Here is a 13,711-nt window from a genome sequence, read left to right on the forward strand (position 1 = left end):
AATGAGCCAATTCTTCCAGATTCACGCGGAGAATCCGCAGGCGCGGCTGGTCAAGCAGGCCGTGGACATCATTCGCCAGGGCGGCGTGGCGGTCTATCCGACCGATTCTTCCTATGCCCTCGGTTGCCTGATCGGCAACAAGAGCGCGATCGACCGCATTCGCCAGCTGCGCCGGTTGGACGACAAGCACAACTTCACCCTGCTGTGCCGCGACCTGTCGCAGCTCGGCGAGTACGCCAAGGTCGACACCAGCGCGTTTCGTCTGCTCAAGGCACATACTCCGGGGCCCTATACCTTCATCCTCGACGCCACCCGCGAAGTGCCGCGCATGCTGCTGCATCCCAAGCGCCGCACCATCGGCCTGCGGGTGCCCGGCAATCCCATCGCCCACGCCCTGCTCACCGAGCTGGGCGAGCCGCTGATGAGCGTGAGCCTGATCATGCCGGGCGACGAGCAGCCGCTGAGCGATCCCGAGGAGATTCGCGATCGTCTGGAAAAGCTGGTCGACCTGATCGTCGATGGCGGTTATGGCAGCCTCGAGGCGTCCACCGTGATCAGCCTGGTGGGCGGCGAGCCCGAGGTGGTGCGCGTCGGTTGTGGCGATCCGGAACCGTTCATGGTGCCGGCCTGAGTTCGATGATTGCGAGAAACGCCGGTGACTGAGTGCCCCATGCCCGCCGAGGCCCCCGTTGATCAGGCCCGCCCCGAGCAGCTGGCGCTGGTCTATGGCCAGGCCTTCACCGAGCTGCCGCAGGATCTGTACATCCCCCCGGATGCGCTGGAGGTGTTCCTCGAGGCCTTCGAGGGGCCGCTCGACCTGTTGCTGTACCTGATCCGCAAGCAGAACATCGACATCCTCGACATCCCGGTGGCCGACATCACCCGCCAGTACATGGGTTATGTCGAGCTGATGAAGACGGTGCACCTGGAGCTGGCCGCCGAATACCTGGTGATGGCGGCGATGCTCGCCGAGATCAAGTCGCGCATGCTGCTGCCGCGCTCCAGTGAGGCGGTGGAGGATGAGGAGGATCCGCGCGCCGAGCTGATCCGTCGCCTGCAGGAATACGAGCGCTTCAAGCAGGCCGCCGAGGAGCTTGACGATCTGCCGCGGGTCGGTCGCGACCTGCAGGTGCCGCTGCTGCCGGCGCCCCAGGCGCGCGGGCGCACGCTGCTGCCGGAGGTCGGCCTGGACGAGCTGCTGCTGGCGATGGCCGAGGTGCTGCAGCGCGCCGAGCTGTTCGAGAGCCATCAGGTCAGTCGCGAGCTGCTGTCCACCCGCGAGCGCATGAGCGATGTGCTCGAACGCCTGCAGGGCGGGGCCTTCGTCGCCTTCGTCGAGCTGTTCAGCGCCGAGGAGGGCAAGCTCGGGGTGGTGGTGACCTTCATGGCGATCCTCGAGCTGGTCAAGGAGTCGCTGGTCGAGCTGGTGCAGAACGAGCCGTTCACGCCGATCCATGTGCGCCTGCGTGGCGAGGTGCTCGAAGAGAGCCTGTCTGAAGACGTTGTCGAGAGTATTGCCGAATGAACCTTGCCGATCCGCGCCAGCTGGCGACCGTGCTCGAGGCCATCCTCCTGGCGGCCGGCAAGCCGCTGCCCCTGGAGCGCCTGGCCGAACTGTTCGACGAGGCCGAGCGGCCGTCGCCGAAGCTGCTCCGCGAGGCGCTGGGGGTGCTGGGCGGCTCCTGTCTGGGGCGCGGTTTCGAGCTGAGCGAGGTGGCCTCGGGCTACCGCCTGCAGGTGCGCGAGCGCTTTGCGCCCTGGGTCGGGCGTCTCTGGGAGGAGCGTCCGCAGCGCTATTCGCGAGCCTTGCTGGAAACCCTGGCGCTGATCGCCTACCGCCAGCCGATCACCCGCGGCGAGATCGAGGAGGTGCGCGGCGTGGCGGTCAACAGCAATATCGTCAAGACCCTGCTCGAGCGTGAGTGGGTCCGCGTGGTCGGCTATCGCGAGGTGCCCGGCCGGCCGGCGATGTTCGCCACCACCCGCGGCTTTCTCGACCACTTCAATCTGAAGAGCCTCGACGAGCTGCCGCCGCTGGCGGCGCTGCGCGAGCTGGAGCCGCGCCTGCCGGCCGAGGACCTCGATCCCGATGTGCCGGCCGGCCTGCAGGCGCGTGCCGACCTGGTGCTGGCCGATGGCGAGGGGGGCGAGGCGCTGGAGCAGGCGGAGGCGCCGCGCAGCGAAACCAACTTCCGCAGCCTGCTGGCCGAGCTGGATGCCATGGAGCAGGGCCTGAAGAGCGATTTCGACGATCTGCCGCTGGCGCCGCTCGAGGACGAGGGCGGCGATGAGTCCGTCGCCCGCCTGGCCGCGGACGAACTGCAGCCCGACTGAAGGCCTGCTCCGGATCGCCCCGCTCGGTCGTCTCGCGGGTGCGCCCGGCCGCCCATAGGCGTATGATGCTTGCCCGCTCTTTCGTAGAGTCAGTTCACAGAATCCGGTTACACCGGGAGGTGCCCAGAATGAACGAAGAACACAATTCCGCCGAGTCCGCCGCAGTCGGCGAAGAATACCGCCCCGCAGGCGAAAAGCTGCAGAAGGTGCTGGCGCGCATGGGCGTCGGCTCGCGCCGCGACGTCGAGGAGTGGATCACCCAGGGTCGCGTCAAGGTCAACGGCGCCCAGGCGACCCTGGGCCAGCGCATCGGCTACAGCGATGCCATCGCCCTCGACGGCCGCCTGCTGCGCCGCGAGGAAGACGAAGTGGTGCGCCGCGTGCTGATCTACAACAAGCCCGAAGGCGAGGTGTGCACCCGTTCCGACCCGGAAGGGCGCCCCACCGTGTTCGACCGTCTGCCGCGCCCGAAGAGCGGTCGCTGGATCAACATCGGCCGTCTCGACATCAACACCACCGGCCTGCTGATGTTCACCACCGACGGCGAGCTGGCCAACCGCCTGATGCACCCCTCCTACGAGATGGACCGCGAGTACGCGGTGCGCGTGCGTGGCGAAGTCACCGACGAGATGCTCGAGAACCTGAAGAACGGCGTGGTGCTCGAGGATGGCCCGGCGCGCTTCACCGACGTCAAGGAAGCCCCGCAGGGCGACGGCTTCAACCGCTGGTTCCACTGCGTGGTGATGGAAGGCCGCAACCGCGAGGTGCGTCGCCTGTGGGAGTCCCAAGGCCTGGTGGTCAGCCGCCTGAAGCGCGTGCGCTTCGGTCCGGTGTTCCTCACCTCCGACATGTCGGTCGGCCGCTGGCGCGAGATGGATCAGATCGAGGTGGATATCCTCGCCGGTGAAGTCGGTCTGCGGCCGATGGCCCTGCCGGGCATGAAGGGCAAGACCCGCGAGAAGCTCGACCGCCAGCAGCGCAAGTCGGCCAAGCCGGTGGTTGGCGAGCGTGGCCGCTCGAGCCGTGGCGAAGGTCGTGGCCAGGGCTCGCAGCTGGCCGAGCGCCCGGCCGACGTCAAGCGCGGCCAGCGTCCGGCCAAGGGGCGCGACGAGCGCTCCTCGCCCAACCTGACCGAGCGCCCCTCGCGCAAGCCGGCCGCAGCGCAGCCGGCCAAGCGCCGCCCTCAGCCGTCCGGTGAAGGCCAGCGTCCGGGGTTTCGCAGGAAGTAAGCCGTCACTAGTGAGCCGTCGCCGCTAGGCGTGGCTGAATGAAGAAGGCGACCCGCGGGTCGCCTTCTTTGTGTCCGGGGTTTGCCGACCCGGTCAGATGCCCTGGGGGATTTCCTCGCCGCCGAGGGCCTCGATCAGCTGCGGCAGGAACTCGGTGAAGGTCAGCATCATCAGGGTGAAGCTGGCGTCCTGCTGGGCCAGGGCGTCGTCGCCGCCGTCCTGCTCGGCCTGATCCTGCAGCAGGTCCTCGAAGCGCAGGCGCTTGAGAGCCAGCTTGTCGTCGATCAGCAGGGACAGCTTGTCCGACCAGGCCAGGCTCAGCTTGGTCACCAGCTTGCCGGCGGCCAGGTGGTTCTGCACCTCGTCGCTGCCCAGGTCCTGGCGCTTGCAGCGCACGATGCCGCCATCCTCGTGGGTGTCGCGCAGCTCGCACTCGTCGAGCAGCTGCAGGCCGTTGCTGGCCTGCGGACTCTTCATCCACTCGGTGAAAGTGGCGGTGGGGGCGACCTTCACGCTCAGCGGGCGCACCGGCAGGCTGCCCAGGGCCTCGCGCAGGGTGGAGAGCAGATCCTCGGCCTTCTTCGGGCTGGAGGCGTCGACCAGGATCAGGCCCTGCTTTGGCGCGATGGCGGCGAAGGTGGTCTGGCGGCGGAGGAAGGCGCGCGGCAGGAAAGCCTGCACGATGTCGTCCTTGAGCTGGTCGCGCTCCTTCTTGTAGACCTTGCGCATCTGCTGCTCTTCGATCTCGTCGACCTTCTCCTTCAGTGCGTCGCGCACCACGCTGCCGGGCAGGATGCGCTCCTCCTTGCGCGCGGCGATGAGGAAGAACTCCTGGCTGACATGCGCCAGGGGGGCGTCGGCGCCCTTGCCCAGCGGCGCGACGAAGCCGTAGGTGGAGAGTTCCTGGCTGGCGCAGGGGCGGGCCGGCTTGCTGGCCAGAGCCGCTTCGAGTTTCTCGGCGTCCAGTTGCAGATCCTGGGTAAGGCGATAGACGAGCAGGTTGCGGAACCACATGGCGGCGGGGCACTCCTTGAGCAAAGGAGACCATTATTCCCCCTGGCGCGTCTGCCGGCCACCGTGGATTGCGGCAAGTGTTTGGTTTGCCTCGAAAATTTATTTCAGAAAACACTTGCCAGGTGCGAATTTGATCCCTAGAATGCGCACCACTTCGAGAGCAAACGCAAACATGCGAATGCAGCAGAATGGGTGATTAGCTCAGCTGGGAGAGCATCTGCCTTACAAGCAGAGGGTCGGCGGTTCGATCCCGTCATCACCCACCACTCTCGAGGTTGCGCGCAGCGGTAGTTCAGTCGGTTAGAATACCGGCCTGTCACGCCGGGGGTCGCGGGTTCGAGTCCCGTCCGCTGCGCCATTTTTCTCCCCAAAGTGACAAGTCAAGCCAATACCTCCCCCAAAGTTCAACGCGGAATGTCGCGATTTGAACTTTTCGTCGTTTCTGCATTCCAACTTTTCCCAGCCATGGCAGCCGCCGCGCCGGCCTGCTAAGCTCGCGCTTTTCCGAGTTTGCCGCTGTGGCACCCATCACTAAGGAACATGCATGAAACATCATCGGTTGGCCGCTGCGGTGGCTCTGGTCGGTCTGGTCCTCGCCGGTTGCGACAAGCAGGCGGCGGAGAAGGAGCAGGAGCTCAAGACCCCGGCACAGAAGGCCTCCTACGGTATCGGTCTGAACATGGGGCGCAGCCTGAGCCAGGAAGGCATGGATGACCTCGACTCCAAGGCCGTGGCCCTCGGTATCGAAGATGCCATGGCGAAGAAGGAGCAGCGCCTGAGCGACGAGCAGCTGATGGAGGCCTTCGGCTTCCTGCAGAAGCGTGCCGAAGAGCGCATGGCGGCGATTGGCGATGAAAACGCCAAGGCCGGCAAGAAGTTCCTCGAGGACAACGGCAAGCGCGAAGGCGTGATCACCACCGCCTCCGGCCTGCAGTACGAAGTGCTGAAGAAGGCCGACGGCGCACAGCCCAAGGCGGATGACGTGGTCAGCGTGCACTACGAGGGCAAGCTGGTCGACGGCACGGTGTTCGACAGCTCCATCCAGCGTGGTGCGCCGATCGATCTGCCGGTTGGCGGCGTGATCCCCGGTTGGGTCGAAGGCCTGCAGCTGATGCACGTCGGCGAGAAGTACAAGCTGTACATCCCCAGCGAGCTGGCCTACGGTGCGCAGAGCCCGAGTCCGATGATTCCGGCCAACTCGGTACTGGTGTTCGAGCTGGAGCTGCTGAGCATCCAGGAAAAGGCCGAATAAGGCCGATCGGACCACCTGTAAACGCCCCGCTAGTCGGGGCGTTTCTGTTTCTGTCGGTAACACGCTTGACGCATGCGGTGGAAAGGAGGCTGGCGCTGGCGGTTGTGCCCGCTGGTTATGCACATCTGGATACGCCCTTGCTGGCGCTGTCAAGGGTGCTGATGTGTTCGATTTTAATATTTTTAAGAGTTTGATTTGTAAAGGCTTTTTTTGTTGAGCAAAAAATACCCGATCTGTCTGGAAGCCTCATTTCATGGGCTCTTGGGGGAGTCATCCAGTTATTGTTCACAAGGTTATCCACAGCTTTTGTGGGTAACGCCAGCAAGCCCTCTAGCCATGCGCTCTGGCGGGGTGCGGACGGTGGCGGAGGCCAGAGCAGCGCCTCCCGGGCAGCTTGGAAATGAGTGCGCGACAAGGCGGATTGGCAGCGCGGGGCCTGCAGCCGCCGCAAGGCAGGCAATGGCCTGTTAAAATGAAACAGGTTACTGATAAAGGCGGTAAGAGCATGAACGTACAGGTGATCGAGCGCGACGGACAGGCGGAGTACGCGGTGCTGCCGTGGGCCGAATATCAGGAGCTGCTGGCTGCGGCCGGGCGCCAGCCGGCGGCCCGCTCGGCAGCGCCGCTGTCGCTGGAGCCGCCGGCCTTCGATCTGGCTAATCTGCGTCGCCTGCGCGAGGCGCGCAATCTCGCTCCCGAGCAGCTGGCGCGGGCGATCGGCATCAGCCCGCATTACCTGGCGATGATCGAAAGTGGCGAGCGCGAGCCCGACCAGGCCATCCACCGGGCGCTGGTCAGGGTATTTGCCGCGCCCGCCGAAGGGCAGCCGGGTTGATCCTGCGGATCAGCCGCCAGCACTGGCAGGCGCTGATTGACGAGCTGGACGACGCTCGTCGGCAGCGGCACCTGCTGACCTACCGCTCGTTGATCGAGCGTCTGCAACTGCCTACCCCGGCCATGACCACGCTCACGGCCGCCCTCGAGCATCTGGCCATGCTGGATGCGCAGGCCGGCCAGCCGCTGCGCAGCGCGCTGGTGATCAGTCAGGGCGCCAGCCGCTTGCCACGCCCCGGGTTCTTCGAGCATGCCACGCGGCTTGGTCGTTTCGTGGGCGCGCCGGACGGCACCGCGGCGGCCGCCTGGCATGCGGCGGAAGTGGCCCGGGTGTTCGACTTCGAGTTTCTGGAGCCGCTGCAATGATGGGCCTGCTGTGGCGTCTGCGTGCGCGGGCGGGTTATTGGCTGGCGCGACGCTTGTTCCACTGGCCGTGGCTGCTGCGTCAGCCGCGGGCCTGGGGCTGGATGGAGGGGCAGTTCGCGCGCATGGCCCGGCTCGGCGATGCCGGGGCCGCAGACTTCTACGGGCATCTGCTGCTGTTTCGCGGTCAGGGGCTGGCCGCGCAGGAGGAGGGGCTGCGCCTGTTGCGTCAGGCGGCGGCCCAGGGTCAGCTCAAGGCGGCCTTCCAGCTCGGCGTGCAGGCGCTCAAGGGCAGTGCCCGGCACGCGCCGGATGCGGCCGAGGCGCGGCGCTGGTGGCAGCAGGCGGCCGACGGCGGCCATCCGCTGGCGGCGCTCAAGCTGGCGCAGCTGCTGCGCGAGGGTGGCCCCGGGCTGGCTGCCGATGCCGAGGCCGCCGAGCGGCTGGCCACGCGGGCGCGCGAGCTGGGCCTGTAGTCGTCTCAGCCTTTCAGGCGCTGGCCCTGAGGCTGATCAACGGCTCGCTGACCGGCTGCTCCTGCGGGCGGCCGAGCAGGTAGCCCTGCACCAGATCCACGCCCATCCGCTCCAGCAGTTGCAGCTCCTCGGGTTGCTCCACCCCTTCGGCGATCACCCGCGCGCGGGCGGCCTTGGCCATCTGCAGAATGGAGCCGACGAATTCGCGCTTGAGCGGGTCGAGGTGGATGCCGTCGATGAAGTGGCGGTCGATCTTGACGATGTCCGGGCGCAGCTCCGACCACAGGCGCAGGCTGGAGTAGCCGGCGCCGAGATCGTCCAGTGCGATGGAAAAGCCCATGGCTCGGTAGTGGTGCAGGGCGCGGTCGAGCAGGTCGAAATCCTCGATCGGCGTTTGCTCGGTCAGCTCGATCACCACCCGCTCCGGTGCGATGCCGCAGCTCTGCAGCAGCTGCAGGGTGCGTCCGGACTGGTGGCCCGGTTCGACCAGCGATTCGGGCGAGACGTTCAGGTACAGCGTCTTGTGGCCGCCATGGCGGCTGTAGCGGGTACAGGCAAGGGCGCGACAGGCCATTTCCAGTTCGCTCAGGCGTCCGGCACTGCGGGCCACGGAAAACAGGGCGAGCGGTGCATGCAGTGGGCTGTTCGACGGCCCTCGGCTGAGGGCTTCGAAGCCGTGAATGCGTCGAGCGGCGAGGGAGAAGATCGGCTGGAACAGGGTGTTGAGCTGGTTGTGGGCGAGAATTCGCTCCAGTTCGCTCAACTGTTCGGTGGTGGTCATGCAGGGCTCGGCAGTCAATGAAAAAACGCCCCGGCATTGGCCGGGGCGTGGTGATTTCACGACTAAATTGTGACTGCCTGATGACAGGTGCGGCTGAGCGCTGCCGGTCTGGCTTCTCAGTGGTGGGCGATGGCCGTATTGAGATTGAGGTAGTCCAGCAGGATGCGTCCCGACTCGGCGAGGAAGGCATCCTTCTCCGGCGGCAGCTTGTCTTCTTCTTCGCTGCTGGCCAGATCCTCTTCCTCATCCTTGAGTTCTTTCAGCAGGGTTTCGCCCTTGGCGCTGCGGCGGGCATTCTCCAGGGCCAGCTGGCGGCTTTCGATGGTGCTCTGCTGGGCGCGGCGCTTCTCTTCGTTGAGGCTGACCACGGTCTCCTGCATGAGCTGCTGGCTCAGTTCCAGGCGCTGGCGGGCGAACAGGAAGTCCGGATCCTGCGTCGTGCGGGCGGCATGGCGGGCCTGCAGTTCGGCGAGGAACGGCCGGAACGGATTGGCGGCCTGATCGATGGCCGGCGCGATGCGGTCCCACGGCATGGCCGCCGGCAGGGCGCTCTCGCCGATTTCCTTGACGTCGACCACGGCCGGGTAGGGGATGTCCGGCAGCACGCCCTGGTGTTGGGTGCTCTGCCCGGAGACCCGGTAGAACTTGGCCAGGGTCAGCTTCAGTTCGCCGTGGTTGAGCGGCTGGATGGTCTGCACGGTGCCCTTGCCGAAGGTCTGCCCACCGAGGATCAGCGCGCGGTGGTAGTCCTGCATGGCACCGGCGAAGATCTCCGAGGCCGAGGCCGACAGGCGGTTGACCAGCACGGCCATCGGGCCGTTGTAGTGGGTGCCGGTGTCCTCGTCGGTCAGCACGTCGACGCGGCCGTCACTGTTGCGCACCAGCACGGTCGGCCCCTTGTCGATGAACAGGCCGGTGAGTTCGTTGGCCTCCTGCAGGGAGCCGCCGCCGTTGTTGCGCAGGTCGATGACCACGCCGTCGACCTGCTCCTGCTCGAGCTCGGTGAGCAGCTTGCGCACGTCGCGGGTGGTGCTCTTGTAGTCCGGGTCGCCGCTGCGATAGGCCTTGAAGTCGAGATAGAAGGCGGGGATCTCGATCACCCCGAGCTTGTAGTCGCGGCCTTGGTGCGCAAGCTTGAGCACCGACTTCTTCGCCGCCTGCTCTTCCAGCTTGACCGCCTCGCGAGTGATGGTCACCACCTTGCTGCTCTGGTCGTTGGGGGCATTGCTGGCCGGGATCACCTCCAGGCGCACCTGCGAGCCCTTGGGCCCGCGGATCAGCTTGACCACCTCGTCCAGGCGCCAGCCGATCACGTCGACCATTTCCTTGTCGTCCTGGGCGACGCCGACGATGCGGTCCGCCGGCTGCAGCTGCTTGCTCTTCTCCGCCGGTCCGGCGGGGACCAGGCGCACGACCTTGACGTGCTCGTTGTCGCTCTGCAGCACCGCGCCGATGCCTTCCAGCGACAGGCTCATGTTGATGTCGAAGTTTTCCGCGTTTTCCGGTGACAGGTAGTTGGTGTGCGGATCGTAGGTCTGCGCGAAGGCATTGATGTAGGCCTGGAAAATGTCTTCGCTACGGGTCTGCGCCAGGCGCTTGAGCTGGTTCTTGTAGCGCTTGGTCAGCAGTTCCTCGATCGCCTTGGGTTCCTTGCCGGCGATCTTCAGGCGCAGCACCTCGTCCTTGACCCGCTTGCGCCACAACTCGTCGAGCGCCTTGCTGTCAGCGGCCCAGGGCGCCTTCTCGCGGTCGATGTCGAGGCTTTCGTCGGCGCTGAAGTCGAGCTTGTCGACCCCCTTGTCGAGCAGGGCGAGGGCGAACTGGAGGCGCTCCTGCATGCGCTCGAGCTGGCGCTTGTAGATCACGAAGCCGGGCTGCAGCTCGCCGCTTTTCAGGTAGTCGTCGAAGCGATGGCGCCAGGCCTCGAAGTCGGCAATGTCGCCGGCGGTGAAGTAGCTGCGCGCCGGGTCGAGGCTTTTCAGGTAGTCGTCGAACATCTGCGACGAGCGGGCATCGTCCAGCGGCGGCTTGTTGTAGTGATGACGCTTGAGCAGCTCGACCACGTTGAGGCTGGCGATGGTCTGATCGCGGTCGGGCTGCAGGCCGTCCCAAGGGTTGCTGAGCGTGGCCGCGGCCGACAGCGGCAGGGCGCTGGTGGCCAGAGCGAGGGCTAGGGCAGTGCAGGACAGAGTGCGTTTCATGAGTTATATGCGTCGCAGAGTGTTACGCCGTTAGGCAGCGTAAGTGGCACCTAGTTCCATGGTGCCATCATGAACGTGCGCCCGGAGGGGAAGGGGAGGCTGACGCGGGGGCAGTTTCCGGGTCACAATCCGGGCGGATTCCGGCGGCCAAAGGGCGGCGGGCTTTTGACAATATGGAGGTAGTGTGAACGCATTGCAAGGTATCGACGGACAGCTGGAATGGGGCGTGCAGCCGCGTCCGGAGTGCGATGTGGGGCAGATTCGCATCCGCGTGGCCGCAGCCGGTCTCAATCGCGCCGATCTGCTGCAGCGCAACGGCCTGTATCCGCCGCCGCCGGGGGTGACCGAGGTGCTCGGCCTGGAGTGCGCCGGGGTGGTCAGCGAGGTCGGCGCCGGCAGCCGCTGGCGGGTCGGTGACCGCGTGTGCGCGCTGCTCGCCGGTGGCGGCATGGCCGAGGAAGTGGTGGTGGACGCGCGCCATGCCCTGCCGGTGCCCGAGGGCCTGAGCCTGCAGGAAGCCGCCGCGCTGCCGGAAGTCTACGCCACCGCCTGGCTCAACCTGTTCCAGCTGGCGCGCCTGCAGCCGGGCGAGAAGGTGCTGCTGCACGCCGGCGCCAGCGGCGTCGGCTCCGCCGCCATCCAGCTGTGCAAGGCCTTCGGCAGTCCGTGCTGGGTGAGCGTCGGCTCGCGCGAGCGGGTGGAGTACTGCGTGGCGCTGGGAGCCCAGGGCGGGGTGGTGCGCAGCGAGGATCTCGACGGGCTGCGCGACTTCGCGCCCTTCGACGTGATCCTCGATCCGGTCGGTGCCAGCTACGCCGAGCTCAACCTCAAGCTGCTGGGGCAGGGCGGGCGCTGGGTGATCATCGGCCTGATGGGCGGGCGCAAGGCGCAGCTGGATCTGGCCCAGTTGCTCGGCAAGCGCATCCAGATGATCGGTTCGACCCTGCGCAGTCGCGACGCCGAGGCCAAGGCCCAGTTGATCGCCGAGCTGGAGCAGCAGGTCTGGCCGCTGTTCGCCGAAGGCCGACTGAAGCCGCAGCTGGAGCGCAGCTACCCGATCAGCGCCGCCGAGGAAGCCTTCGCCGCGCTGGCCAGCAACGAGGTGCAGGGCAAGCTGGTGCTGGTGGTGGACGACAGCCTGAGCTGAGTGGTCTCGCCACAGCCGACGCGCAGCGCCTCGCTGGCTGTGGCGCGGTTGGCGGGTGCTCAGCGCCAGTGCAGGATCTCCCAGCCCTGCCGCTCGGCATGCGCGCGCAACGCCGCATCCGGATTGACCGCGTGGGGATGCGCGACGTGGCTGAGCAGCGGCAGGTCGTTGCGCGAGTCGGAATAGAAGTGCGCGCCCGCCAGCGCCTCGCCCTGCTCCTCCAGCCACTGGGCCAGGCGCTGGATCTTGCCTTCGCGGGCGGTGGCGATGCCGCTGATGCGGCCGCTGTAGTGGCCGTGCTGCAGCTCCAGGTCGGTGCCCAGCACGTCCGCGATGCCCAGGCGCTCGGCGATGGCCCGGACCAGGAAGGACGGCGTGGCGGAGATGATCAGGATGCGCTCGCCGGCGGCGCGATGGCGAGCGACGGCGCGCATGGCGTCGCTGTGGATCAATGGCTCGATGACCGCCTCGACGAAGGGCCCGGCGATATAGTCGACCTCTTCCGGAGTGCGCCCGACCAGCGGCTGCAGGCTGAAGGCGAAGTAGTCCTCCAGGCTGATCTGCAGCGCGGCGTACTGCGCCACCAGCTCCTGCTCGCGGGGGATGAAGGAGTCGCGGTCGAGCCAGCCGAGGTCGGCCAGGTGTTCCAGCCACAGGCTGGGGCTGTTGCCGTCGATCAGGGTGTCGTCGAGGTCGAAGATCGCCAGGGTCAATGGGTGTGCTCCCGCATCAGGCCAGTTCGGGGCTCTGGTAGAAGGCGCCGAGCACCTTGACCAGATGGGCGAGGTCGTAGCTGCCGGCCAGTTCGCGGATCGAGTGCATGGCGAAGGTCGGCAGGCCGATGTCGATGGTGCGCACGCCCAGCCGGCTGGCGGTGATCGGGCCGATGGTCGAGCCGCAGCCGAGGTCGCTGCGGGTGACGAAGCACTGCACCGGCACCGCGTGTTCCTCGCACAGATGACGGAAGAAGCCGGCGGTTTCGCTGTTGCTGGCGTAGCGCTGGTTGTTGTTGACCTTGATCACCGGGCCGCCGTTGAGGCTCGGGCCGTGGTTGCCATCGTGCTTGTCGGCATAGTTGGGATGCACGCCGTGGGCGTTGTCGGCCGAGACCAGCAGGGAGCGCTGGATGGCGCGCACGTAGCTTTCCTCGTCGCCGAGCAGGCGGCGCAGCACCTGTTCCAGCAGCGGGCCATCGGCGCCGCAGGCCGAGCAGGAGCCGATTTCCTCGTGGTCGGTGCACACCAGCACGCAGTTTTCCTCGTCGCCGGCGGCCAGCAGGGCCTTGAGGCCGGCGTAGCAGGACAGCAGGTTGTCCAGCCGCGCGCCGGCGATGAACTCCTGCTCCAGGCCGATGACGGCCGCACTCTGGGTATCGTAGAAGCTCAGCTCGAAGTCGAGCACCGCGTCCACCTGGAGGCCGTGCTCATGCTCCAGCTGCCTGGCGAGCAGGGTGCGGAAATCGCGCTGCTCGCCCGCCGCCAGCTGGGCGAGGATCGCCGGCAGCTCGGTCTGCTTGTTGATTTCCCAGCCCTGATTGGCCTCGCGGTTGAGGTGGATGGCCAGGTTGGGGATCACCGCGATGGGGGCCTTGAAGTCGATCAGGCGACTGTGCAGCTTGCCGTCCAGCCTGAAGGTGACCCGCCCGGCCAGCGACAGGTCGCGGTCGAACCAGGGGGCGAGCAGGGCGCCACCGTAGACCTCCACGCCCAGCTGCCAGAAGCCCTGGCGGGCCAGTTCCGGCTGCGGCTTGACCCGCAGGCAGGGGCTGTCGGTGTGCGCGCCGACCAGGCGCAGGCCGCCCTCGAGCGGCGCGCGGCGGCCGAGCTGGATGGCGATCAGCGAGGAGTCGTTGCGGGTGACGTAGTAGCGCCCGCCGGCGTGCGCCTGCCACGGCTCGCGCTCGTCGAGACGCTGGTAGCCGGCGATCTCGAGGAGGCGGGCCAGGCTGGCGGTGGCATGGAAGGGCGTGGGCGAGGCCTTGAGGAAATCGATCAGGCCCTGGTTGAGTTCTTCGCGCATGACAGCTCCGGCGGCGGTGATTCGCGCAGTTTACCGGAATATGCCTGGCCCGCGCCTTGCG

General features: G+C 66.9%; 13 protein-coding genes, 2 tRNA genes and 1 pseudogene. 11 read left to right on the forward strand and 5 right to left on the reverse strand.

Annotated elements, in window-relative coordinates:
• The first annotated feature begins 1 nt into the window (after position 1).
• The 4 genes from BM297_RS14930 to rluB all read left to right on the forward strand — a co-directional run bounded on the left by BM297_RS14930 (position 2) and on the right by rluB (position 3,563).
• Positions 2 to 631: an L-threonylcarbamoyladenylate synthase gene (locus tag BM297_RS14930; RefSeq protein WP_092432893.1), complete on the forward strand. Its 630-nt coding sequence runs from the start codon at positions 2 to 4 to the stop codon at positions 629 to 631.
• Between the two features lie 39 nt (positions 632 to 670).
• Positions 671 to 1,525, forward strand: coding sequence for a segregation and condensation protein A (locus BM297_RS14935; RefSeq protein ID WP_092432895.1), 855 nt, complete (start codon positions 671 to 673; stop codon positions 1,523 to 1,525).
• Entirely contained in the window at positions 1,522 to 2,334 is an 813-nt protein-coding gene (gene scpB, locus BM297_RS14940; RefSeq protein WP_092432898.1) for an SMC-Scp complex subunit ScpB, read from the forward strand. Before BM297_RS14935 ends, scpB begins: the two co-directional genes overlap by 4 nt.
• 128 nt (positions 2,335 to 2,462) lie before the next feature.
• Entirely contained in the window at positions 2,463 to 3,563 is a 1,101-nt protein-coding gene (gene rluB / locus BM297_RS14945; protein ID WP_092432902.1) for a 23S rRNA pseudouridine(2605) synthase RluB, read from the forward strand.
• Between the two features lie 93 nt (positions 3,564 to 3,656).
• On the opposite strand, the gene rdgC is transcribed toward rluB, so the two are convergent.
• On the reverse strand, positions 3,657 to 4,577 hold the full coding sequence (gene rdgC / locus BM297_RS14950) for a recombination-associated protein RdgC (RefSeq protein WP_092432904.1): 921 nt from the start codon (positions 4,575 to 4,577) through the stop codon (positions 3,657 to 3,659).
• 190 nt (positions 4,578 to 4,767) lie between these two features.
• On the opposite strand from rdgC, the gene BM297_RS14955 reads away from it, so the two are divergent.
• The 6 genes from BM297_RS14955 to BM297_RS14980 all read left to right on the forward strand — a co-directional run bounded on the left by BM297_RS14955 (position 4,768) and on the right by BM297_RS14980 (position 7,502).
• A tRNA-Val gene (locus BM297_RS14955) sits at positions 4,768 to 4,843 on the forward strand.
• A 15-nt stretch (positions 4,844 to 4,858) separates the two neighbouring features.
• A tRNA-Asp gene (locus BM297_RS14960) sits at positions 4,859 to 4,935 on the forward strand.
• Between the two features lie 186 nt (positions 4,936 to 5,121).
• Complete coding sequence (locus BM297_RS14965; RefSeq protein WP_092432906.1) at positions 5,122 to 5,829, forward strand: BamJ family beta-barrel-assembly machinery protein; 708 nt, start codon at positions 5,122 to 5,124, stop codon at positions 5,827 to 5,829.
• A 505-nt stretch (positions 5,830 to 6,334) separates the two neighbouring features.
• Positions 6,335 to 6,664 carry a helix-turn-helix transcriptional regulator gene (locus BM297_RS14970; RefSeq protein WP_092432908.1) on the forward strand — a complete coding sequence of 110 codons (330 nt, stop codon included), beginning with the start codon at positions 6,335 to 6,337 and terminating at the stop codon, positions 6,662 to 6,664.
• Complete coding sequence (locus tag BM297_RS14975; RefSeq protein WP_092432912.1) at positions 6,661 to 7,029, forward strand: hypothetical protein; 369 nt, start codon at positions 6,661 to 6,663, stop codon at positions 7,027 to 7,029. Before BM297_RS14970 ends, BM297_RS14975 begins: the two co-directional genes overlap by 4 nt.
• Complete coding sequence (locus BM297_RS14980; protein WP_092432914.1) at positions 7,026 to 7,502, forward strand: SEL1-like repeat protein; 477 nt, start codon at positions 7,026 to 7,028, stop codon at positions 7,500 to 7,502. The genes BM297_RS14975 and BM297_RS14980 overlap by 4 nt, the downstream gene beginning before the upstream one ends.
• Before the next feature lie 52 nt (positions 7,503 to 7,554).
• On the opposite strand, the pseudogene BM297_RS14985 reads toward BM297_RS14980, so the two are convergent.
• Positions 7,555 to 8,283: pseudogene (locus BM297_RS14985) on the reverse strand (EAL domain-containing protein); the annotation flags it as partial.
• Positions 8,284 to 8,399: 116 nt separating this feature from the next.
• Positions 8,400 to 10,484 (reverse strand): carboxy terminal-processing peptidase, encoded by a 2,085-nt coding sequence (locus BM297_RS14990; RefSeq protein ID WP_092432918.1) that lies wholly within the window; start codon positions 10,482 to 10,484, stop codon positions 8,400 to 8,402.
• Between the two features lie 184 nt (positions 10,485 to 10,668).
• Here BM297_RS14990 and BM297_RS14995 point away from each other — a divergent pair, with 184 nt between their 5' ends.
• Positions 10,669 to 11,631, forward strand: a complete 963-nt coding sequence (locus tag BM297_RS14995) for an NAD(P)H-quinone oxidoreductase (RefSeq protein ID WP_092432920.1) — start codon at positions 10,669 to 10,671, stop codon at positions 11,629 to 11,631.
• Positions 11,632 to 11,690: 59 nt separating this feature from the next.
• Here BM297_RS14995 and BM297_RS15000 read toward each other — a convergent pair whose 3' ends face one another.
• Together BM297_RS15000 and BM297_RS15005 are read right to left on the reverse strand one after the other, a co-directional pair.
• Entirely contained in the window at positions 11,691 to 12,344 is a 654-nt protein-coding gene (locus tag BM297_RS15000) for an HAD family hydrolase (protein WP_092432922.1), read from the reverse strand.
• A gap of 16 nt (positions 12,345 to 12,360) precedes the next feature.
• Positions 12,361 to 13,650: a M18 family aminopeptidase gene (locus tag BM297_RS15005; RefSeq protein ID WP_092432925.1), complete on the reverse strand. Its 1,290-nt coding sequence runs from the start codon at positions 13,648 to 13,650 to the stop codon at positions 12,361 to 12,363.
• Between the last annotated feature and the right edge of the window lie 61 nt (positions 13,651 to 13,711).

This window comes from Geopseudomonas sagittaria, assembly GCF_900115715.1.
Taxonomy (GTDB): domain Bacteria; phylum Pseudomonadota; class Gammaproteobacteria; order Pseudomonadales; family Pseudomonadaceae; genus Geopseudomonas; species Geopseudomonas sagittaria.